The following is a 22,867-nucleotide window of genomic DNA, read 5'->3' as shown; positions in this document are numbered from 1 at the left end:
AATACGACATTGAATATTGTTAGTGTCGCCAGTGCAGGGACTCCGAGTTGTGTGAATCCGCAAACCAGCAGTGTTACCTTAACGGTGTTGCCATTACCAACGGCGAGTGCGTCGGTAAGTCCGACGACGATTTGTTCGAACAGCAGCGCTACCTTTACCTTGACCGGTACTCCGAATGCTACGGTAACGTATAACATCAACGGGGGAGCGAATCAAACGGTTACCTTAAACGGAGCGGGAACGGCAACCATTAGTGGTACTTACACGGCCAATACGACATTGAATATTGTTAGTGTCGCCAGTGCAGGGACTCCGAGTTGTGTGAATCCGCAAACCAGCAGTGTTACCTTAACCGTAGTCGACCCTCCAATTGCCGGAACGGATGCGAGTGTTACATTGTGTGTTTTAAGTTCGCCCACCGATTTATTTACATTATTAGGTCCAACAGCTCAATCAGGAGGAACGTGGTCTCCGGTATTAGCAAGTGGCACCGGTGTATTTGATCCTGCAGTTGATGCTGCCGGAGCATACACCTACACCGTATCAGGTATTGCTCCTTGTCCTTCAGCCTCAGCAACAGTAAATGTTACTGTGAATCCGGTTCCGAATGCAGGAAGTGATGGCACTCTGGCAATTTGCTCTAACCAAAATCCGGTAGATTTATTTAATTCATTAACCGGAACGCCACAGTCAGGTGGTGTTTGGTCACCAGCTTTGGCTAGTGGAACCGGAATTTTTAATCCGGCAGTAGATTCTTCTGGGACTTATACCTATACTATAACAGGAATATCACCTTGTGTTGATGCAACAGCGACAGTTACGGTTACGGTAACACCGGGTCCTGAGGCCGGAACAGACAATACCATAACATTATGTATAAATAGTAGTCCACAAGATTTGACACCGCTTTTAGGTCCTAACTCACAACCGGGAGGGACATGGACTCCAACTTTAGCCAGTGGCACAGGAGTATTTGATCCGGCTGTTGATGTGGCCGGAAACTATACATATACACTTAGCGGAACACAGCCTTGTGATAATGACTTTGCAGTAATAACAGTTACCGTTAATCCTGTTCCAAATGCCGGAGATAATAATGCTGTTGCATTTTGTTCTAATGGTACTGCACAAGATTTATTTCCGCTTTTGGGAGCTAATGCTCAAGCGGGAGGAACTTGGTCTCCGGGATTAGCAAGTGGCAGTGGTGTTTTTGATCCTGCGGTAGACGCGGCAGGCACTTATACCTACAGTGTCGGTGGAGGCTTGTGTGCGACAAGTACGGCAGATATTATTGTTTCTATTGAACAGGCGCCAAATTCAGGTGGGGCCGGACAGACATTGAATGTTTGTGTGAGCACTACATCGGTTGACTTATCGACAGGCTTAGATGGTACTCAAGATGTTGGTGTCTGGAGTGATGATGATTCAACAGGAGCATTATCGGGTGCAATTTTTAATCCTTCTGTCATTGGAGTAGGAACTTATCATTTTACCTATACAGTCAACGGAATAGCTCCCTGTGCCAATGCCACTTCAACCGTTACTGTAATTGTTAATCCGGCTCCGGTAGCCGGGAACAATGCTTCGCTGACGTTGTGTTCCACCGATGCAGCACAGGATTTATTTACTCTCTTAGGAACTTCTGCAGAAACCGGAGGGACGTGGTCCCCGGCATTAGCCAGTGGAACCGGTGTATTTAATCCGGCTGTTGATACTTCCAATACGTACACTTACACGGTTACATCAACGTATTGTCCTTCGGCATCCGCTAATGTCAACGTTACTGTTATACCGGCGGCAAATTCGGGTGGTATCGGACAAACCTTGAATACGTGTATCAATATCACTTCATTAGATTTAACAACAGGCTTAGACGGTACTCAAGGGACAGGTATTTGGAATGATGATGACAATACGGGAGCGTTATCCGGAACTATATTTAATCCGTCTGCTGTAGGTTTGGGAACGTATCATTTTACTTATACCGTGACCGGGACACCACCATGTGCTAATTCAACATCAACAGTTACTGTAGTGGTGAATCCGTTACCTAACGCAGGTACATTCACAGGTATGGTTTCCCTTTGTCCGAGTGTGGGTGTTTTAGATTTGAATACGTTATTATCAGGGCAAGATACGGGAGGGATTTGGACAGATAGTAGCGGAACAGCCGTAACATCCCCAATAAGCATCCTTAATTTGGTGGCCGGGACCTACAGTTATACTTATACCGTGACGAATTCATGTGGTTCTGACCCGGAAACAGTACAGTTTACGATTTTACCGACACCACAATTAGCAACGGTTAATATTTCGATATCACCATCTTGTTTGGGCTCTAATGTGATTGTGAATTTGAACGGAATGACGGATGGGACTTATACTTTGAGCTATGATCTGTCGGGTGCTAATACCTTAACCGGTCAAACGATTACGGTATCGATAGCTTCGGGTGTGGGTAACTTTACAATCCCTTCGGCATCCCTACCTAATACCGGAACAACAATTATTACGTTTAACAGCATCCTCAACACCGTAACGAACTGTTCCAATACATTAACAGGCGTATCTGTTCCAATAATTGTGAATCTGTTGGCAGATATCGATAGCGGTAATTTAACTGCTGCAGCAATTTGCTTTGGCAATGATGTAACGGTTGTTATTTCCGGAGCGGTTAATTTACCGGACGGAGTGTATCAATTTAATTATTCAATTCCGAACGGAAACCCAACCACAGGAAATTCGGGAAGTGTTACTATAACCGGCGGAGCAGGGCAGTTTACTATTCCGGCTTCGGTTTTTGCTACTGCCGGAAATTACACGGTTACCATTATCGGAATCGTGTCAACCTCCGGTTGTACGAATGCCAATGAAAACGCAACAGTTAATTTTGTGATTAATCCGATACCCGATTTAAGTACGGCTACCATGACGGTTCAAGATACATGTGCAAATTATGCCACTTTGGTAACCATCTCGGGTACTGTCAATATGCCTGATGGTGATTATGTGATTGATTATCTCTTGAGCGGCGCTAACTCGGCTTCCAATTCCGTTACGGTTACGTTTACCGGAGGCGTGGGAACATTCACCATACCGGCAACCGATTTAACGGTCAATGGTACCACAGCTTTGACAATTAGCCAACTCAATTCGGTAGTGACTACCTGTGGTGTTATGGGTAATGTTGTGCTCACAACGACCTTTAATGTAAATGATTTGGGTACGCCTACCATCATTCAGGATGGGAATCTTTTCTGTGAAGATGATGCGCCTACCCTTGAAGACCTTTCTAATAATTTGGTAGGTTTCCCTACAGTAACATGGTATGATGCTCCCACAGGAGGAACCGCTTACGCTTCTACCGATTTATTAGTTCATAACACTACGTACTATGCTGCTTTAACAGCACCAAGCGGATGTGAAGGTGCTGTTAGACTAGAAGTGACCGTTGATTTGACTATTTGCGATGATATTTTAATCCCGGATGGGTATTCACCAAATAATGATGGTATTAATGATACGTTTGAAATTGAAAATCTGCACATCATTTACCCGAATTTTAAATTGGAAATCTATAATCGCTACGGGAATTTAATCTATAAAGGAAACAGAAATACACCAAATTGGGATGGAACCACTAACCAAGGCGGATTGAATCTTGGAAACAATCTACTGCCAACCGGGGTCTATTTCTATATATTGTATTTTAATGACGGAACCCGAAAACCGGTTCAGGGGAGAGTATATCTAAACCGATAATGAAGATGAGCACTAGTATGAAACATAAACTAAAAAAATACCTTTCAGCAGTACTGATTGTATGGAGCGCTTCATCATTGTTGGCTCAGCAAGATCCGCAGTTTACGCATTATATGTATAATATGAGTGTAATTAACCCGGCCTATGCTACCGAGAATACTGATATTATTACCATGGGGGGGATGTATCGCGCGCAATGGGTTGGCATCAAAGGCGCTCCAACGACTCAATCGTTTTTTGTACACAAACCGTTATCTAAAAAAGTAGAAATGGGTATTTCTGTGGTGCATGATGAAATAGGTGATGTGGTAAAGGAAAGCAATATTTTTGCCGACTTTGCCTACGTATTATCCCTTTCAGAAACAACAAAATTATCCTTTGGGGTTAAAGGAGGAGTAACTCTTTTCAGCACTAATTTTAACGGATTTCAATACACCGACCCATTGCCGGATCCCGCTTTTCAAAACAATATCAGCCAAACGTTTCCCAACATCGGAGCCGGAACTTATTTGTTTGGCGATAATTATTATTTGGGTTTTTCAACACCTAATTTGTTGACCACAAAACACCTTGAAAATGTAAACGGGATTACCACCACCGGAGTGGAAGCGATTCACTATTTTTTCACCGGAGGTTATGTATTTACGTTCAACGGTAACGACAACTTTAAACTCAAACCGGCATTTATGGCGAAAGGAGTTTCAGGTGCGCCGGTGTCGCTCGATTTTACCACCAATGTTTTAATCAATAAAAAATTTGAAGCAGGTGTTGGTTATCGCATGGATGATTCGGTGAGTGGTTTGGCCAGTTTTTATGTCACGCCAACCCTGCGAATAGGATATTCCTATGATTACACACTCTCGAATTTGACCCGATTTAATTCGGGTTCACACGAAGTGTTTGTGTTGTTCGATCTTGATTTGGGTCGACTCTCCGGTAAAGGGTACGATAAATCACCACGATTCTTTTAATACGGATACTATGAAAAAAATCTTTTATATACTATTTGTTTTTTGCAGTATCACCACTCTTTTTGCCCAAAAAAAAGTCAGTGTTAAACAAGCCAACAGCTTGTTTGCCAAAAAAGCCTATGTGAAAGCCGCGGCTGCTTACGAACAGTTAGAGCAGTCGCAACAAGTGTTACAAAATTTGGGAGATTGTTATTATTACAATTTCCAAATGGATAACGCAGTGAGAGCATACGGACAACTGTTTTTTACCCACAAAGACAGCGTAAAAAAAGAAGTTTATTTCAGATATGCCAATGCTCTAAAAGGCATCAAAGATTTTGAGAAAGGCGATAAAATCATGTCGGAGTATTTAGGGTTCGAACAAAATACCCCTAAGTTCATGAAAAATGTAACTCGGAATACCCCTAACAGTTTTAAGCTCGAAATGATGTCTAAGAACAAAACCAACGGCGATTTCGGGATTGCTTTCTTTGGCGATAAAGTAACCTTTGCTTCCTTGCGTAACGGCGAATCTAAAGCCTACGGTTGGAACGATAGACCCTATTTGGATTTGTTTATGGCCGAAGTCAATGATAAAGGGCAATTGGTCAAAGTGGAACCTTTTCCGAAAACCATCAATACAGAAAAACACGAGAGTAATGCCACGTTCAGCGCCGATGGCAAAACCATGTATTTCAATCGTTCCGGAGAAAAACAGGTAGAAGTAAACAACGAAAGAGTCGCGACCATCAAAATCTATAAAGCCGAATTCGTAGATGGTAAGTGGACCAATGTTAAAATGTGTTCGTTCTCCAGCGATGAATATTCAGTAGAGCATCCGTTCTTAACCAAAGACGGTAAAAAGTTATACTTTGCCAGCGACATGAAAGGAACTATAGGTTCTATGGACATTTTTGTGGTCGATATTTTTCAGGACGGGACTTTTTCACAACCGCGAAATTTAGGCGAAACCATCAATACCATTCATCGGGAACAGTTCCCATTTGTCACCGAAGACGGAACGTTATACTTTGCTTCCGACGGTCATCAGGGTAATGGCAATCTCGATATTTTTATGAGTTATAAGTTGAGCGAAACCGAATTTGACAAACCCTTGAATTTGGGTTCAACCATCAACAGTGAGATGGATGACTTCAACTTTATCTTAGACGAAGCCAATGATAAGGGGTATTTTGCTTCCAATCGTACCGGCGATGATAATTTGTACACTTTTGTTCGAGAAGAGAATAAACTGCAATATTTGGTGGAAGGCGAGGTTCGAGATATGAAGTCGCTCGAGTTGTTACCGGGTGCTACCGTGAAATTGTTTGACGACCAAGGCAATCTTCTGGAAGAAATTTTGGTAGGCAAAGACGGCGATTTTGCCTTTAATACGGAGCCGAATAAGAAGTATAAAATCATGGCATTCAAAGATTTTTACATTCCGGCTGAGACAGAATTTGATACAAGTCAGAAAGGGAAAGTATACCTCGATTTACAAATGAAAGTACAATCGTATTACGATGCTGAGGACATCATCAACAAAAAAGACGACGGTACGGTTTTAATCGAATTGGAAAACATTTATTTCGATTTGGATAAATGGGACATCAAACCGCAGGCGGCTCAAGTATTGGATGTATTGGTGGGCTTACTGAAGAAATACCCGTACATGGAAATTCAAATTGGTTCGCATACCGATTCGCGCGCTTCCGAAATGTACAATCTGAGATTGTCTAACAAAAGAGCGGCTTCGGCCTTAGAATATTTAGTGAAAAACGGTATCAACAGAAAACGATTAAAATCGGTGGGTTATGGCGAAAGCAAACCGCTTATTATCTGTCCGAAAAACGATTGTACCGAGAGCGAACATGCTACCAACCGCCGTTGTACGTTTATGATTTTGAAATAGAGTTAGTTGTTAAGTGTTGTTATAAATTGGATTTTTTTGAACGAATGCATACTTTAACCGGTATGCATTTGTTTTTGAATCTAAGACTAACACTACATTAACACAAAAAATGCGCTAGGTTGGGTTCTTATCCCTATTTTTGTGATACAATTTTTGGTTATGAAAAAAAGAGATGCCTTGTGGTTCCTGATGACAGTGAGCATAATGACAGCACAGCAAAGACCCAAATTGGTCGTGGGAATTGTCATCGATCAAATGAAAATGGAGTATTTATACCGTTTTCAAAATGATTTTTCCGAGTCGGGTTTCAAACGATTAATGAATGAAGGTTACACCTTTCACAACATGCATTACAATTACATGCCTACTTATACGGCACCGGGACATGCTTCCATTTATACCGGAACGACACCCGCCATTCACGGCATTGTGAGTAACGAGTGGTTCCATCGTACCCTAAAGAAAGAAGTATATTGTACCGATGATGAAAGTGTGACTACTTTGGTTCCCGGAACGGAAAAAGAAGGCAAAATGTCGCCTAAAAATTTACAATCCACTACGATTACCGATGAATTAAAATTGGCCACCAACTTTAAAGGCAAAGTAATTGGGCTGAGTATTAAAGACCGGGGTGCCATCCTTCCGGCCGGGCATTTTGCCGATTGGGCGTTTTGGTACACCAAAACCGGCGAATTCATCTCAAGCTCTTTTTACGGCAATCAATTGCCGGGATGGGTGGACGAATTCAATAAAGAGAAACAATACCTGTCTTATTTGAACAGCGGTTGGTCATTGTTAAAACCGATTGAAGCATACAACGAGAGTTTGCCCGATGCCAACAATTACGAAGGCAAGTTGTATAAAAAACCGGCTGTTTTTCCGTATGATTTAAAAGAAATGTACAACGGCAATGATGCCGGAGTGTTGCGTGTAACGCCGTTCGGGAACGATGTGTTGGCGAATTTGGCCAAAAGAGCCATCGAAAAAGAAGGGTTAGGGAAAGATGCTATTACCGATTTTTTAGCGGTGAGTTTTTCTTCTACCGATTATATCGGACATACCTTCGGTCCGCGTTCTATCGAAATTCAGGATACCTATCTGCGATTGGATCTTAACATAGCCGATTTTTTAAATTATTTGGATAAAACGGTAGGCAAAGGAAATTATCTGGTTTTTATGACGGCCGATCATGCCTGTGCCGAAAATTCCACCCATTTGAAGGATCACAAATACGAAGTGGACAACATCAATTATAAAGATGTAGCCAAAGATTTAACAGCCTTTTCCGAACAAACTTTCGGCGTCAATTTGCTCTTAAAATACGACAGTTATAACGTGCATTTAGACAAAGAAGCCATTAAAGCCAAAGGATTGCATTTGGGAGAAGTAAAGCAGCGTTTTAAAGATTTCTTATACACTAAAAACTACGTCAAAAGAGTGTATACCGAAGAAGAAATTTTAACGTCGGGTCAGAATGATATGTTGTTGAAGTTTATTTTCAAAGGCTACGACCCAACGCAAAACGGCGATTTGTACTTTGTATACAAACCCGGATTCGTCGAATATTCGGCCACCGGAGCCACGCACGGTTCGCCCTATGCCTATGATACCAATGTACCGCTCATTTTTTACGGTTGGCATATCAAAAAAGGCGAATCCCATCAGAAAAAGGTCATTACACAAATTGCGCCGACCTTAGCTCAAAAACTTAAAATTACACTGCCTAATGGTACCGACAGTGAAGTGCTTGAAGAAGTGTTGGGAAAATAGCAATCCATAGCTATTGAAGTATCATAATATATGCTAATGTCACACTGAACTAGTCGAAGTGTTTTGCTTCCCCAACTATATTAAAAACCCCGAAATTCATATCTCGGGGTTTTTAATTTATAAGTCAACCATAATCTGATTTTGTAATAAATCTTCAAAAGTTTCGCGTGCGCGAATTAAATGGCCTTTGCCGTTTTTCCACAATACTTCTGCAGGTTTCAGACGCGAATTGTAGTTAGAAGCCATCGAGAAGCAATAGGCGCCGGCATTTCTAAAGCACAGAATATCACCCTCATGAATTTCGGCTATGCGACGGTTGTTGGCAAAGGTATCCGTTTCACAAATGTAGCCTACCACGGTGTAAAAACGTTCTTTCCCTTTGGGATTCGAGATGTTTTCAATGGTGTGTTGCGATCCGTAAAACATCGGTCGGATTAAGTGGTTAAAACCACTGTCAATTCCGGCAAAAACGGTAGAGGTCGTTTGTTTGACTACATTCACCTTGGCTAAAAAATAACCCGCCTCGCTCACCAAAAATTTTCCGGGTTCGAAGGCTAGGGTCAATTCGCGCCCGTATTCTTTTTCAAAAGCCAAAAAGCGCTTGGTGAGTTTTTTTCCTAATTCTTCAATATTGGTTTCAATGTCGTCTTTTTTGTAAGGCACTTTAAAACCGGAGCCAAAATCCAGAAAATCCAAATTTTTGAATTGTTTGGCCGTGTCAAACAAAATTTCGGCGGCATACAAGAATACTTCGATATCCAAAATATCGGAACCGGTATGCATGTGAATCCCGTTGATGTGCATTTTGGTATTTTCCACAATCCGCAATACGTGCGGAATTTGATAAATAGAAATTCCGAATTTACTGTCGATATGACCCACGGAAATATTTTCGTTGCCACCGGCCATCACATGCGGATTGATGCGAATACAAACCGGAATGGTCGGATGTTTGGTGCCGAAATGCTCCAAAAACGACAAATTATCGATGTTAATTTGAACGCCCAATGCCGCCACGGCTTCAATCTCTTCAAAAGAAACACCGTTGGGAGTGAAAATAATTTTATCCGGAGTAAATCCGGCATGTAAGCCTAATTGTACTTCCTGAATGGAAACGGTATCTAAACCCGAACCTAAATTTTTGAGCAGCTTAAGCACAGAAACCGTAGACAAGGCTTTCATGGCGTAATTCACCCGTAATTTTTCTACCTTGGAAAAAGCATTGGTTAAGCGCTTGTATTGCGATTCAATTTTTTCGGCATCATAAACATACAAGGGATTTCCAAATTCTTCGGCTAGTGCTACTAAGTCTTTCGTTTGCATCAGGTTAAATATTTTTTTTGCAAAACTACTTGTATGATGTGGTAATTCCAAAGAAAATCAAGTTAACAGTTCGTTAATGTTTCAAGGTAAGTCGGAATCCGTCATCCACCGATTGATCGATGATGAAGTTGTCGTTTTCAATCACAAAGCAACCCATGTCAGTGTTGTCAATTCGGATGATTTCGCCACACGGATATTCGGAATCGGTTACAATATGATAGTTGTAAACACCGGTTTCAAAAACATCCCACAAACCGTTGTCGGGATTATTGTTAACTACAGTCACTGTTTGTGTAATCGGGTTGAAATCCCAAGTAATTAAACCGGGCGTAATATCGTTGTTAATTCCGGCAAACGTTCCGCTAACATTAGTCAGTTTCCATTTTCCGGCTACGGATGAAGTGGTTGGTTCTGTGTCTTTGCTGCAACTTGTGAATAAAGATACTGTGAGTAAACACAATAAGACGATTGATTTGATTCTTGATTTCATAGTTTTTTGATTTGAAAACGAGATGCAACATTGTCAAAAGGGTTGCGTGTGCTGTATCAAAAAGCGGAATGCAACAAATCTACTAAATTGATATACATTTCTTTTTCGTTTGATTCTAATTAGTTACTTTTGTGGCACAATAAACTGAAATGTATTTCAGTCATTCAACACAAAAAACTTCAATATGAATATTCACGAATATCAAGGGAAAGAGATTTTAGCCAGCTATGGCGTTCGCGTGCAACGCGGAATTGTTGCCAACAATCCTGTAGAAGCCGTGGCAGCAGCCAAACAATTAACTGCCGAGACCGGAACCGGTTGGCATGTAGTGAAAGCCCAAATTCACGCCGGAGGACGCGGTAAAGGCGGCGGAGTGAAACTGGCCAAAAATTTACAGCAAGTAGAAGAGTTGTCCGAGCAAATCATCGGAATGATGCTCAAAACCCCTCAAACACCACCGGAAGGAAAAAAAGTACACAAAGTTTTGATTGCGGAAGATGTTTACTATCCGGGAGAAAGTGAAACGCGTGAATTTTACATGTCGGTACTTTTGAACAGAGCCAAAGGAAGAAACATGATTATGTATTCTACCGAAGGCGGAATGGACATTGAAGAAGTAGCCGAGCATACACCCCATTTAATTTTTACCGAAGAAATCGATCCGTCTGTTGGGTTGCAAGGTTTTCAAGCACGAAGAATTGCCTTTAATTTAGGTCTTTCGGGCAATGCCTTCAAAGAAATGGTGAAATTCGTAGAAGCGCTTTACAATGCTTATATTGGTTCCGATGCTTCTATGTTTGAAATCAATCCGGTTTTGAAAACGTCTGATGACAAAATCATGGCCGTAGATGCCAAAGTAAATATTGATGATAACGCTTTATACCGTCAGCCGAAATATGCCGACATGCGTGACATCAGAGAAGAAAACCCTATCGAAGTTGAAGCCAAAGAAGTAGGATTAAACTACGTTGATTTGGACGGAACCGTAGGTTGTATGGTTAACGGTGCCGGATTGGCGATGGCTACGATGGATTTAATTAAATACGCCGGGTTTGAGCCCGCCAACTTCCTGGATGTAGGAGGAACGGCCGATGCCAAACGTGTGGAAACCGCTTTCCGTATTATTTTGAAAGATCCGAATGTAAAAGCGATTCTGATTAACATTTTCGGTGGTATCGTTCGTTGTGACCGTGTGGCGCAAGGTGTAGTTGATGCTTATAAAAATATGGGCGATGCGATTAAAGTGCCGATTATTGTTCGTTTGCAAGGTACCAATGCAGAAATTGCCAAAGAGCTTATCGATAATTCCGGAATGCCGATTTTATCAGCCGTGCAATTCCAAGAAGCTGCCGACCAAGTGAAAGCCGCATTATCTTAAAAATAAATTTTTACATAAATGAAATCCCGAGTGCAAGCTCGGGATTTTTTTATTACTTTTCGACCTCAATTTATTGTCAATACCACAAATGAGTGTGCTAAACTTTTCAACCCAAAGAATCAATCTGCTGATAATACTGATTTCAACCGTGATGATGGTAGTGGTGTTAAACCTTCCTTTCAAAGCCAAGCCTTTTGGAGATATAACCTTTCATGAGGAAGCCAAGAATTTAGCACTCTATCTGAAAGGCGATATCGGCTTTGATAAAGTTACCATAACCAAAGCACCCGGTCCGGTTATTTTTTACACACCGGCTTATTTTGCGGCACCGGCCCATGCTACCGACAATCAGCTTTGGACGTACGGAGTGGTGTTTACTTTTGTCATAACCACGATTAGTTTGCTCCTTGTTTTTAAAATTGCTACTGCTTTTTTTTCTAAAGAAGTCGGACTTCTCAGTGTTTTATTATTCTTTGTCTTCCCGATACATTGTTATTATTCGTTGGGAATCTTAGCCGAAGCGCCTGCTTTTTTCTCTCTGGCTTTAGCGTTGTACGGATGGTCTGTTGCGTATTACCATCCTCACAAGATAAAAGGTTGGCTTTGGCTGACAGTCGGCATTTGGTTTCTGATTCTCAATCGACCGAACGCGGTATTCTTATTGGGCTTGGGAATTGTAGTGGTTGCTTTTGCCTTTTGGAGAAACAAATCCTTCTTTTGGTTGTACGGCAAAAAGATAATAATTACTTGTGTCACTGTTGGTCTTTTGGGTTTTACCGTATTGCAACTGGCCAAAACCATTACCGGAACGAAAGCGGGTGGCAATCAAGAGGAATTGTTTTATTTTGTAGCGCATCAAGGAAGGTTTCAATTTAGGGAAGAGCCAACCGATTTTCGATTTTGGGATAACGAAATAAGACCCGATAGCAAAGATTACCAAAATTGGGTGCGAAGTATCTCCGATTTGGACCGACAAATGATTGCTACCGGAAAATCTCACAATCAAGTATACCAAGAGTTTTTACTCGATGATATCGCCGAGCATCCTTTTTGGTTTACCAGACAGTTTTTTGTCAAAAGTTTTTATGGTCATGTTTATTTTATTAATAGCGTAAAACCCAATGAGTTTAAATTAGGGCCATTACAAGGCGCCATGGGATATTGGTTTTTTATATTGCTGATTAACGCTATCAATGTTATTATCCTGCTGGGTGCGTTTTTATTTTTGTTTAAAGAGAAGCAACTGATTCGGTATTGGCCGTTTTGGGGCGTAATTGTAGCACTGTTAATTTTTCATGCACTGACCTACATGGAGCCGCGTTATATGTTTCCGGCTCGGGTAGCACTATATATTATGAGTGCCGCCGGATTATACAAAATAGGATTTATAAAAAGAGTTGTCAATTTTATTGCGAAATTTGTTTTTCCGTTACCTAAAGCAACTGCCAATGAATACTAAGCCTATCGTAGGAATTGTTTCTCCGTGCTATAACGAAGCGCTGGTGCTTCCCGAAACTTCGGCGCAAATCAACGCCGTTTTGGCCGATTTGGCAGCGCGGAACCTCATATCGGAAAAGAGTTTTGCCGTGTTTATTGATGACGGCAGTAAAGACCAAACGTGGTCGATTATTGAACAACAAGCCCGGCAGCTCGCTCACATCAAAGGATTAAAATTGGCCGGAAATGTAGGCCATCAAAAAGCGTTGTTAGCCGGCTTGATTACCTTTAAAGACGAAGCCGATGCACTCATTTCCATTGATGCCGATTTGCAGGACGATGTTCGGGTTATTGAAGATATGATTGTCAAATTCAAATCGGGGACCGATGTGGTTTACGGAGTTCGAAAAGAACGCGTAACCGATACTTTTTTTAAAAGAAACACGGCGTTGTTGTTTTACCGATTGATGAAAATAATGAAGGTAAACATCATTTACAATCACGCCGATTATCGTTTGTGCAGTCAACGCGTTTTGAATGCTTTATCCGAATTTGGTGAAGTCAATTTGTTTCTTCGCGGTATTATTCCGTCTATAGGCTTCCGCAGCGATGTAGTGTATTACGATCGTTTGGAGCGATTTGCCGGCGAATCAAAATATCCGTTTCGCAAAATGGCCGCTTTTGCCTGGAACGGCGTCACTTCGTTTAGTAATTATCCGTTGAAATTGGTCACCATCGTAGGCTTTGTGATTTTCTTTTTCTGTTTATTGATGACCGGCTACGCGCTTTTCGCACTATACACCGGAAATGTGGTTCCGGGTTGGCTTTCGACCGTTTTGCCGATGTACTTTTTGGGCGGCGTTCAATTGTTTTGTTTCGGAATTATCGGTGAATATATCGGAAAGATTTATTCGGAAGTGAAACAAAGACCGCGCTATTTTATTGATAAACGAGTCGATTAAAAATGGAAAAGGATTTTGAAAAAAAATACCACGATGTCGAAAAAGAGCATTGGTGGTTCAAGTCCAGAAGAAAGTACCTGCTCGATTTGCTGCAAAACGCACCCAAAGACAGCAAGGTATTGGATATTGGTTGCTCCTCCGGAATCTTTCTTAAAGATTTGGTGCAGTTGGGTTTTTCCATTGAAAATTTATACGGCGTTGACATCAGCGAAAAAGCAATTGCCAATTGCAAAGCCAACGGTATTCCGAATGCTTTTGTGATGGATGCACAACATATCACACTCAACGAATCATTCGATATCATCATTGCTTCCGATTGCTTGGAGCATTTGGAAAACGACCAAAAAGCCATTCAAAATTGGAAATCATTACTGAAAACAGGAGGGAAGATGTATGTTTTTGTGCCGGCTTTTATGTCGCTGTGGAGCTACCACGATGAAGTCAACATGCATCACAGAAGATACACTAATGCTGAGCTTCGGTCGAAATTAGAGGCCGAAAACCTTCATATTCTTAAATCGAGTTACTGGAACTTCTTTTTGTTTTTGCCGGTATATGTGTTTCGTAAACTGAGTGCAGTCTTTCAAAAAAACAAAAGAGGAGAAAGTGATATTTCTATAGGAAATACATGGGTGAATACCATGTTGCTCCTGCTTATCGTTTTTGAAAATAAACTGCTCAAGGTTTTTAATTTTCCTTTCGGGGTGAGTACTTTTTGTATTGTTCAACGAAAGGCATAAGTCTTTATCGAATTCTCATTGAGAAAGCTTAAATACTCATTTTGACGATTCCGGCCCAAAACTTAACCCTATTTTTGTTTATATCATTACATTAGTGTACGAATGAAAATAGAACAATACTTTCTTCTTTGTTGCTTGTCGTTGTTTGCTGTCGGGGCTTGGTCACAAAATCCAAAAGCAGACAGCTTGATTTCGGTTTTGAAAAAAACGCGCAATGATATCGACAAAGTACAGTTGCTCAATGCGATTGCCGACGAGTACAAAACAAGCCATCCGAAACTAATGTCAGAGTATGCGCAGCAAGCCTATCAATTGGCTCAAAAGATTAATTTCGAAGTAGCCGAAGGGAATGCGCTTTTGAATCTGGGCAATGCCAACATCATCACAGGGGATTATCCAAAGGCATTACGCTATTTTACCGAAGCACAACATTTGTTCGAAACCTTGACGGTGAAAAACAATACCGACAAACAAAAAGGCTTAGCCAAAGCTTTGGGGAGTATTGGGATTATTTTTTCGGAGCAAAGCAACTATTCCAAAGCCTTGGAGTATTACTTAAAAGCGGTCAAGATATACGAACAACTCAAAGACGATGAAAAGTGCGCCAAACTCTACAATAATATCGGTATCGTTTACAAGTCAATGTCTGCCGATTTCAAAGCGTTAGAATACTTTATCAAGGCACAAAAAATCCAGGAAAAACGGAAAGATGTCAATGTTGGAATTACCTATACCAACATCGGGAACAGCTATTTGAGTCAAAAAAACCTGCCCAATGCCCTCAACTATTATAATAAAGCCAAAATCGCATTAGACCGGAATCCTAATCCCAGAGCATTGGGCGAATGGTACAATAATTTCGGATTGTATCACAAAGCATCCGGCAATCCGGCGAAAGCCATTGAAAATTGGAATTCAGCAATTCGAACGTTTCAAAGTATTGACGATAAATTCGGGATAGCCGACAGTTATATTTATTTAGGTCAATTGTATTTGCAGCAAAACAAACTGGCAGAAGCCATGCAAATGGCGCAGCAATCATTGACTTTAGCCAAAGAAATCAAGGTGTTGGAGCAAATTGTGATTTCCGAAAAATTGCTCAGCGATATTTACAGCCAACAAAACAACACCGCTTTAGCCTTGCAACACTTTAAACGGTACAGCGAAGCCAAAGACAGTTTAACCAATGAAGAAAATATCCGGAGAAGCGTAGAAGAAGAGTTGGTTTACGATTTTGAAAAGCGCGAAGCGGTGCAGCAAAAGGAGATCGAAAAAAGGGATTTATTGCTACAAGAAGAATCAAAACGAAACACCTTACAACTCTTTTTTGCGGCCGTTTTCGGGTTATTGCTTTTTGGAATTGCGTTTTTAATTTACAACCGCATTCAGTTAAAAAAGAACTTGACTTTACAAAAAGAATTGGCGGAATACGAACAAAAAGCCTTGCATTTGCAAATGAATCCGCATTTTGTATTCAATTGTTTGGGTTCGATTTCGAGTTTTATTGTGCAAAACGGAACCGATTCGGCCATCAAATACTTGTCTAAGTTTTCGAAGTTGATGCGATTGACCTTGGAGTATTCTAAAGAATCGCTGATTCCCATTCACAAAGAAATAGAAAGTTTGCAAAATTACCTCGAATTAGAGCAGTTGCGTTTCAATAACAAATTCAATTTTACCATATACAAAAGTAGTGATATCGAAGACGATATGGCTTTGCCGCCTCTATTGATGCAGCCTTTTGTAGAAAATGCCATCATACATGGTGTCATCCCCAAAAAAGAAATCGGCAGTATTGCGGTTCGATTTAGCATAGCCAATGATAGTTTGATTTGCACTATAGAAGATAACGGAATCGGTTTTCAGGAGTCGAAAGCCCAAAAGATCAACTCGGTGGTGGCACACAAATCGATGGCCTTAGACATTACCAAAAAACGATTGGAAATGATTGAATCGGCGACCAAGCAAAAAACCGATTTCAGCATTGAAGAAACTAAAAATAAAGAAGGCGAAGTAACCGGTACCAAGGTAACCTTGCAGTTGCCTATTCAGTATGTTAAATAGCTTCGAATCATTAACTAACTTTCGAAACCTGAAACCTGAGACCTGAAACGAATTATGATTACAGCTTTATTGATTGACGACGACAGCAATTTGAGAAACGGAATGAAAACTCTGTTGTCTCGTTATGCTCCTGATATTAAGATTGTTGGTGAGGCCGACAGCGTGGCCACCGGAACGGCACTTTTGCTGCAAAATCCACCGCAAGTAATCTTTCTCGATATTCATTTGGGAGACGGTTCCGGATTTGACTTGTTGGAAGAAGTAAACAAAAAAGGGAAACTGACCTCGCAAATTGTATTCATCACGGCACACGAGCAGTATGCCATTAAAGCGTTTCGGTTTAGTGCACTCGATTTTTTGCTCAAACCGGTCGATCCTGATGAGTTGCAAAAAGTCATCGAAAAACTCAAACAGGTGATTGATAAAAATGACAATGTAGCGCACATCGATTTGCTGCTGGAAAACATCAGAAAGAAGGTAGATCATTTCAAAAGAATAGCCCTGTCCAATTCAGACGGAATCCATTTGTTTGAGATTAGTGATATTATTCGCTGCGAAAGCGAAGACAATTACACCAAGTTTTACATCAAAAACAACAAACCGATTTTGATATCTAAAACGCTGAAAGAATACGAAGATTTGTTAACGGAACACGGTTTCGAACGCATCCATCAATCGCATCTCATCAACCTGGCGTATTTAAAGTCGTACATCAAAAAAGACGGCGGTTATGTGGTGATGGCCGACAACAGTCATTTGCCCATTTCACAACGAAAAAAAGACCGATTGCAGGAATTATTAAAAACGATGTAACGAATTCTAATTGAAAACTGGCAATTACTCATTTAAGCCCAACGGCTCGTAAAAGTTGACTTAAATTTATAATGTGAAAAGAAAATCAAAAAAACGAACACTACATATTATGAGAAAATTATACTTTTTTTTGTTTCTGATTTCAGGATGGGTCAATGCCCAAATCATTAACATTCCTGACGCCAATTTTAAAGCGGCCTTACTCAATGCAAGTCCGTCCAATTCCACCGCTTTAGGACCATCAGGCTACGTTACTGTTGATACCAATAGTGATGGCGAAATCCAGGTCTCCGAAGCGTTAGCTGTTACCGGGTTGCAGTTTCAGTCCTCGGGCATTACCGATTTTACCGGGGTTGAAAACTTTACGAATATCACATTCTTCGGTTCGTATTCCAATCCGGCAACTAATTTCAATTTGAGCGGACTGGCTGCGCTTCAAAACATTAATATCTCGGGCGTGAATAATCCCAATACGGTTTTGTCGTTTTCAAATCTCCCGTCGTTAACTCATTTCAGTTTTTATTACAGCAATATAACATCCCTAACCTTGACCAATTTGACGAGTTTGACCAATGTTAACATTTGGGGAAATTCACAACTCTCAACTCTAAATTTGATTGGCTTAACGGCACTCGACAGATTAGCGGCCAATGATTGTGTAATAAGTAATTTATCAATTACAAACTCTCCTGTAGTCAAAGAAATTAATTTGTCGGGGAGCAACCTAACCTCCATTGCCATCGCTAATTTTCCATTGTTGAGAATATTGAATTTAGCCTCAAACAATCTTACGGATACATCTGGGTTTACGAACATCAACAATATCGAAGAAATTAACTTGCAAGGCAATCAAATAGCCAATTTAGTGTTGCCAACCTCTTTACCGTCACTCAAATATCTGTATGTAGGGTCTAATGGTTTTCCTTCGATTACATTAACCGGCTATCCTAATTTGAGAGGTTTGGCAGTTAATAATAACAACATAACCTCTTTAGATTTTTCGAATAATCCGCTATTGCAACAGTTAATTTTGGGAGGAAACCCAATTGCCAGCTGTGATTTTTCGCCGTTGGTTAATCTGATGTCGTTTGCCGGATACACCACGTTAATGTCTGAAATGGATTTTTCACACAGTCCGTTACTGAACAGTATAATGTATTCGGACAATCCTAACCTGACTCATGTTAATTTGAAAAGCGGAATGGTTAACACCATTAATTACAGCAACAGCAGCTATTATAATTTGCCTAATTTAACATATATCTGTGTGGATGAAGGCGATACCTTTACATACAGTTTGATTACACCGGCGCCAACGGTACCGGTTACCAGTTATTGTGATTTTGTACCCGGCGGCAATTACAATACGATTTCAGGAACTTTGACCTTTGATGCCGACAACAACGGTTGTGACGCCAATGATGCATTTCATCCGTACATGAAAGTGAGAATCGACGACGGAACTACACAAGGATCTTCGTTTACGAGCTTGACAGGAAACTATGTTTTTTACACACAAGCCGGCGATTTTGACATCACTCCTGATATAGAGAATGCTTCATGGTTTACTTTGACTCCGTCTGCAGCAACGATTAATTTCCCAAATAATAATAACAATACCGCTACCCAAAACTTTTGCATCACTGCGAATGGTGTGCATCCTGATTTAGAAATTGTGATAGCACCGGTTTTCCCGGCACGCCCCGGATTTGATGCGGTATACAAGATTGTGTACCGCAACAAAGGCAATCAAATCCTATCGCAACAATACGGTGTAAGTTTTTCGTTCGACGATAATTTGATGGATTTTGTAGCCGCATCAACGGTACCATCTACTGTAGGAACCGGAACATTAGCATGGGATTTTACCAATTTGCAACCGTTCGAAAGTCGCAGTATTTTAGTAACACTTAATATCAATGCTCCCACCGATGCCAATCCGGTTGCCATTGATGATGTGTTAACCTTTACCGGAGTTATCAATCCGGTAGCTAATGATGAAATGGTTTCGGATAACACCTTTCAACTGAATCAAACGGTGGTTGGTTCTTACGATCCTAATGATGTCACTTGTATTGAAGGCGATGTAGTTTCTCCTTCAGAGATTGGCGAATACTTGCATTATATGATTCGCTTTGAAAATACCGGAACCTTTCAGGCCGAAAATATAGTAGTTAGAACCGAGATTGACCCGGCCGAATTCGATATCAATACGTTGCAACTTCTCAGTGCCTCCCATGAAGTAGATGCCCGAGTGAATGGCAATACGGTTGAGTTTGTGTTCGAAACCATTAACTTGGATACCGGCGGTCACGGCAATGTATTGCTCAAAATTAAATCGACTAACTCATTGCAACAAGGCGATATGGTACACAAGCAAGCCAACATCTATTTCGATTATAATTTTCCGGTAGCAACCAATAATGCCGAAACGGTTTTCCAAGCATTAAACACACCGGGTTTTGAAACCGATAATGGCGTAAGCGTTTATCCGAATCCTACCTCGGGTATAGTAAACGTCACCGCCACCACAAATATCAAGACCGTGCAGTTGTTTGATGTGCAAGGAAGGTTGTTACAAACGAATTTGGTTAATAATACACATACTTTAATAGATATTTCAACCCAATCGCATGGTGTATATTTTGTAAAAGTAATTTCTGATAAAGGAATCAAAGTTGAGAAATTAGTTAAGCAATAAATTTGGGTTAAATTAATTGTGGATCAAAATCCTTTCCGATTTCGGAAAGGATTTGGTATTTTAGGTATACAATAAAGTACTATATTTGAAATCAATTAATTAACATGCTCAACAATGAGAATACTATTATTTTGTTTTTTATTATTCCTTTTCGGAACTGCTGAAGCCCAAATTGTAACTATACCCGATGCCAACTTTAAAGCCAAGCTGTTGTCCATAGGCGTAGATGCTAATTTAGACGGCGAAATTCAGGTATCAGAGGCTCAAACCTTAACGGTATTAGACGTGTCTTCGTTAAATATCTCCGATTTAACGGGGATTGAAAGTTTTACCAACATCAATAATTTAGATTGTTCGTCAAATCAACTCAATTCTCTAAACCTGAGTGGCTTCAGTAATCTCACAAAATTGAACTGTTCTTACAATCAAATAACCAATTTGAATTTTGCATCACTACCGGCTCCGGAAGCATTGTTGAGCCTTACATGCGATCATAATCCGTTGAATACTTTTGATATTACATTACTTACAAACATAGAAGAACTCTATTGCTCTTATGTAAATATTTCCGGCATAGATTTATCTAATGCCGGACATTTGGTAAGATTGTATTGTGCCGGAAATCCGATTTCGACAATCAATTTCAGTAATCTGGAGAACTTAGATCAGCTCATGATTGCCGATTGTAATTTTACCAATATTGATGTTTCCCCACTTCAAAAGTTAACCAGTCTCAATTGTAGTTACAACCAATTGACGTCACTTGATGTTACGAGTTTGCAAATGCTAGAGCAATTGTATGTCAATAATAACCAACTCAATAGTCTTTCGATTTCAGGCGCTCAAACACTGAAGTATTTGTATTGTAACCATAACCAACTGCAAAACATAAATTTTCAAAATTTGCCGTTGCTTGAAATGGTGTATTGCAATCACAACCAATTAAATGCACTGGATTTTTCAGAGAATCCGAATTTTTCAATTTTGAAATGTAACGACAACAATCTGACTTACATAAGTATGAAAAACGGAATTAATAATTTGAGCTCTGATGGTGCTGATTGGAGTAATAATCCTAATTTACAATTTGTTTGTGTTGATGATTTTGAGACTGAAATTGCGGCGCTTCAGCTGATATTGACCAACAGCTCGCTCCAAAATGTCAACTACAATACATATTGTTCTTTCGAACCGGGGGGAACGTTTAATACGATTAGAGGCGTGTTGACTTTTGACGTTGATAATAATGGTTGCAACTCTAACGATTCGGTACAATCTAATGTAAGAGTCCGCCTTACTGATGGCGTTACTCAGGGATTCTCGTTTACGGATCATTTGGGAACGTATAATTTTTACACTCAGGAAGGCGACTTCAATGTGTCACCGGCGCTCGAGAATCCCTCTTTTTTTAATTTGTCGCCGGCTACTATTGCCGTAAATTTTCAAGATAACAACGACAATACCTCTATTAACGGTTTTTGTATCAGTGCCAATGGAGTCCATCCGGATTTGGAAATTGTAATTTCACCGGTAATTCCGGCACGTCCCGGTTTTGATGCGATTTATAAAATTGTATACAAGAATAAAGGAAACCAAGTCATGTCTCAGTTAAACGGAATTTCTTTTGTTTATGATGATAATGTAATGGATTTTGTATCGACTTCTGTGCCGGTCTCAACATCAGGCTCGGGCGTATTGTCTTGGGATTTCTCAACGTTGTTGCCTTTCGAAAGTAGAAGCATTTTGGTAACCATGGGAATTAATGCGCCAACCGATACAAACCCTGTAAACATTAATGATGTGTTGACCTTTACAGGTGTCGCTAATCCGTTGGCCAATGATGAAATGGTGTCTGATAATACTTTTCAATTCAATCAAACTGTCATTGGTTCATTCGACCCGAATGATATTAGTTGTATAGAAGGAGAGGTTGTTGCTCCGTCACTAATCGGAGAATATTTGCACTATACCATTCGTTTTGAAAATACCGGAACAGCACAAGCCGAAAATGTTGTCGTAAAAGTCGAATTTAATCCGGCCGATTTTGATACCAGCACTTTTTATTTATTAAATGCTTCACATGCCGTTGACACCAGATTGAACGGCAATATTGCGGAGTTTATTTTTGAGAATATAAATTTGCCGGCCGGTGGAAAAGGAGATGTAGTGTTTAAAATTAAATCTTTAAATACGCTTCAGGAAGGTGACGCAGTAAACCAATTGGCCAATATTTATTTTGATTATAACTTTCCTGTAGAGACGAATGATGCCGAAACTGTTTTCCAATTGTTGAACACGCCGGGTTTTGAAAATGATAATACCATCAAAGTTTTTCCGAATCCGACGCAGGACTTTGTTTCCATAACGGGTGATTTTAATCTCAATTCGGTCCAGTTATTTGATGTTCACGGACGATTATTACAGACAAATTTGGTAAACAATACCAGTTTCTCACTGGATATTTCAAACCATTCCAGCGGGATTTATTTTGTAAAAGTAATTTCTGATAATGGAATGAAAGTAGAAAAGTTAATCAAGCGATAATTTCGAGAGGAATAGGTTGAG

The 22,867-nt window shown here is 40.4% G+C and carries 14 protein-coding genes; 12 read left to right on the top strand and 2 right to left on the bottom strand.

What is annotated here, in order from left to right; genetic code table 11:
• The 4 genes from QHT84_RS14030 to pafA form a co-directional block, all read left to right on the top strand.
• A partial coding sequence (locus tag QHT84_RS14030) for a T9SS type B sorting domain-containing protein (RefSeq protein WP_283240206.1) occupies positions 1–3,762 on the top strand: 3,762 nt, incomplete at its 5' end.
• A gap of 17 nt (positions 3,763–3,779) precedes the next feature.
• On the top strand, positions 3,780–4,733 hold the full coding sequence (locus QHT84_RS14025) for a PorP/SprF family type IX secretion system membrane protein (RefSeq protein WP_283240205.1): 954 nt from the start codon (positions 3,780–3,782) through the stop codon (positions 4,731–4,733).
• A gap of 10 nt (positions 4,734–4,743) precedes the next feature.
• On the top strand, positions 4,744–6,624 hold the full coding sequence (locus tag QHT84_RS14020) for an OmpA family protein (RefSeq protein ID WP_283240204.1): 1,881 nt from the start codon (positions 4,744–4,746) through the stop codon (positions 6,622–6,624).
• Between the two features lie 159 nt (positions 6,625–6,783).
• Positions 6,784–8,394 carry an alkaline phosphatase PafA gene (gene pafA / locus QHT84_RS14015; protein ID WP_283240203.1) on the top strand — a complete coding sequence of 537 codons (1,611 nt, stop codon included), beginning with the start codon at positions 6,784–6,786 and terminating at the stop codon, positions 8,392–8,394.
• A 117-nt stretch (positions 8,395–8,511) separates the two neighbouring features.
• Here the strand turns inward: pafA and lysA are convergent, their stop codons facing one another.
• Together lysA and QHT84_RS14005 are read right to left on the bottom strand one after the other, a co-directional pair.
• Positions 8,512–9,717, bottom strand: a complete 1,206-nt coding sequence (lysA, locus tag QHT84_RS14010) for a diaminopimelate decarboxylase (protein WP_283240202.1) — start codon at positions 9,715–9,717, stop codon at positions 8,512–8,514.
• Positions 9,718–9,790: 73 nt separating this feature from the next.
• Positions 9,791–10,207 (bottom strand): hypothetical protein, encoded by a 417-nt coding sequence (locus QHT84_RS14005; RefSeq protein WP_283240201.1) that lies wholly within the window; start codon positions 10,205–10,207, stop codon positions 9,791–9,793.
• A gap of 184 nt (positions 10,208–10,391) precedes the next feature.
• On the opposite strand from QHT84_RS14005, the gene sucC reads away from it, so the two are divergent.
• The 8 genes from sucC to QHT84_RS13965 all read left to right on the top strand — a co-directional run bounded on the left by sucC (position 10,392) and on the right by QHT84_RS13965 (position 22,846).
• Positions 10,392–11,585 (top strand): ADP-forming succinate--CoA ligase subunit beta, encoded by a 1,194-nt coding sequence (gene sucC / locus QHT84_RS14000; RefSeq protein WP_283240200.1) that lies wholly within the window; start codon positions 10,392–10,394, stop codon positions 11,583–11,585.
• An 88-nt stretch (positions 11,586–11,673) separates the two neighbouring features.
• Positions 11,674–13,044, top strand: coding sequence for a glycosyltransferase family protein (locus QHT84_RS13995; RefSeq protein WP_283240199.1), 1,371 nt, complete (start codon positions 11,674–11,676; stop codon positions 13,042–13,044).
• Positions 13,034–13,984, top strand: a complete 951-nt coding sequence (locus QHT84_RS13990) for a glycosyltransferase family 2 protein (protein ID WP_283240198.1) — start codon at positions 13,034–13,036, stop codon at positions 13,982–13,984. The genes QHT84_RS13995 and QHT84_RS13990 overlap by 11 nt, the downstream gene beginning before the upstream one ends.
• Positions 13,985–13,986: 2 nt before the next feature.
• Positions 13,987–14,724 (top strand): class I SAM-dependent methyltransferase, encoded by a 738-nt coding sequence (locus tag QHT84_RS13985; protein ID WP_283240197.1) that lies wholly within the window; start codon positions 13,987–13,989, stop codon positions 14,722–14,724.
• 102 nt (positions 14,725–14,826) lie between these two features.
• On the top strand, positions 14,827–16,788 hold the full coding sequence (locus QHT84_RS13980) for a tetratricopeptide repeat-containing sensor histidine kinase (protein WP_283240196.1): 1,962 nt from the start codon (positions 14,827–14,829) through the stop codon (positions 16,786–16,788).
• Between the two features lie 54 nt (positions 16,789–16,842).
• Positions 16,843–17,601 carry a LytR/AlgR family response regulator transcription factor gene (locus QHT84_RS13975; RefSeq protein WP_283240195.1) on the top strand — a complete coding sequence of 253 codons (759 nt, stop codon included), beginning with the start codon at positions 16,843–16,845 and terminating at the stop codon, positions 17,599–17,601.
• A gap of 109 nt (positions 17,602–17,710) precedes the next feature.
• The gene (locus tag QHT84_RS13970) at positions 17,711–20,302 is read left to right on the top strand and encodes a DUF7619 domain-containing protein (RefSeq protein WP_283240194.1); all 2,592 of its coding nucleotides are present in this window, start codon (positions 17,711–17,713) and stop codon (positions 20,300–20,302) included.
• A 114-nt stretch (positions 20,303–20,416) separates the two neighbouring features.
• A complete protein-coding gene (locus QHT84_RS13965) occupies positions 20,417–22,846 on the top strand; it encodes a T9SS type A sorting domain-containing protein (RefSeq protein ID WP_283240193.1) in 2,430 nt (809 codons plus the stop codon).
• Positions 22,847–22,867 lie beyond the last annotated feature (21 nt).

This window comes from Flavobacterium sedimenticola, assembly GCF_030053345.1.
GTDB lineage: Bacteria > Bacteroidota > Bacteroidia > Flavobacteriales > Flavobacteriaceae > Flavobacterium > Flavobacterium sedimenticola.
This window is presented reverse-complemented; position numbering and strand designations above follow the sequence as displayed.

Coding starts and splice junctions, on each gene's coding strand:
- QHT84_RS14025 (WP_283240205.1), top strand. CDS start 3,780: ATGAAACATAAACTAAAAAAATACCTTTCAGCAGTACTGATTGTATGG.
- lysA (WP_283240202.1), bottom strand. CDS start 9,717: ATGCAAACGAAAGACTTAGTAGCACTAGCCGAAGAATTTGGAAATCCC.
- QHT84_RS13995 (WP_283240199.1), top strand. CDS start 11,674: ATGAGTGTGCTAAACTTTTCAACCCAAAGAATCAATCTGCTGATAATA.
- QHT84_RS13985 (WP_283240197.1), top strand. CDS start 13,987: ATGGAAAAGGATTTTGAAAAAAAATACCACGATGTCGAAAAAGAGCAT.
- pafA (WP_283240203.1), top strand. CDS start 6,784: ATGAAAAAAAGAGATGCCTTGTGGTTCCTGATGACAGTGAGCATAATG.
- QHT84_RS13990 (WP_283240198.1), top strand. CDS start 13,034: ATGAATACTAAGCCTATCGTAGGAATTGTTTCTCCGTGCTATAACGAA.
- QHT84_RS14005 (WP_283240201.1), bottom strand. CDS start 10,207: ATGAAATCAAGAATCAAATCAATCGTCTTATTGTGTTTACTCACAGTA.
- QHT84_RS13965 (WP_283240193.1), top strand. CDS start 20,417: ATGAGAATACTATTATTTTGTTTTTTATTATTCCTTTTCGGAACTGCT.
- QHT84_RS13980 (WP_283240196.1), top strand. CDS start 14,827: ATGAAAATAGAACAATACTTTCTTCTTTGTTGCTTGTCGTTGTTTGCT.
- QHT84_RS14020 (WP_283240204.1), top strand. CDS start 4,744: ATGAAAAAAATCTTTTATATACTATTTGTTTTTTGCAGTATCACCACT.
- QHT84_RS13970 (WP_283240194.1), top strand. CDS start 17,711: ATGAGAAAATTATACTTTTTTTTGTTTCTGATTTCAGGATGGGTCAAT.
- QHT84_RS13975 (WP_283240195.1), top strand. CDS start 16,843: ATGATTACAGCTTTATTGATTGACGACGACAGCAATTTGAGAAACGGA.
- sucC (WP_283240200.1), top strand. CDS start 10,392: ATGAATATTCACGAATATCAAGGGAAAGAGATTTTAGCCAGCTATGGC.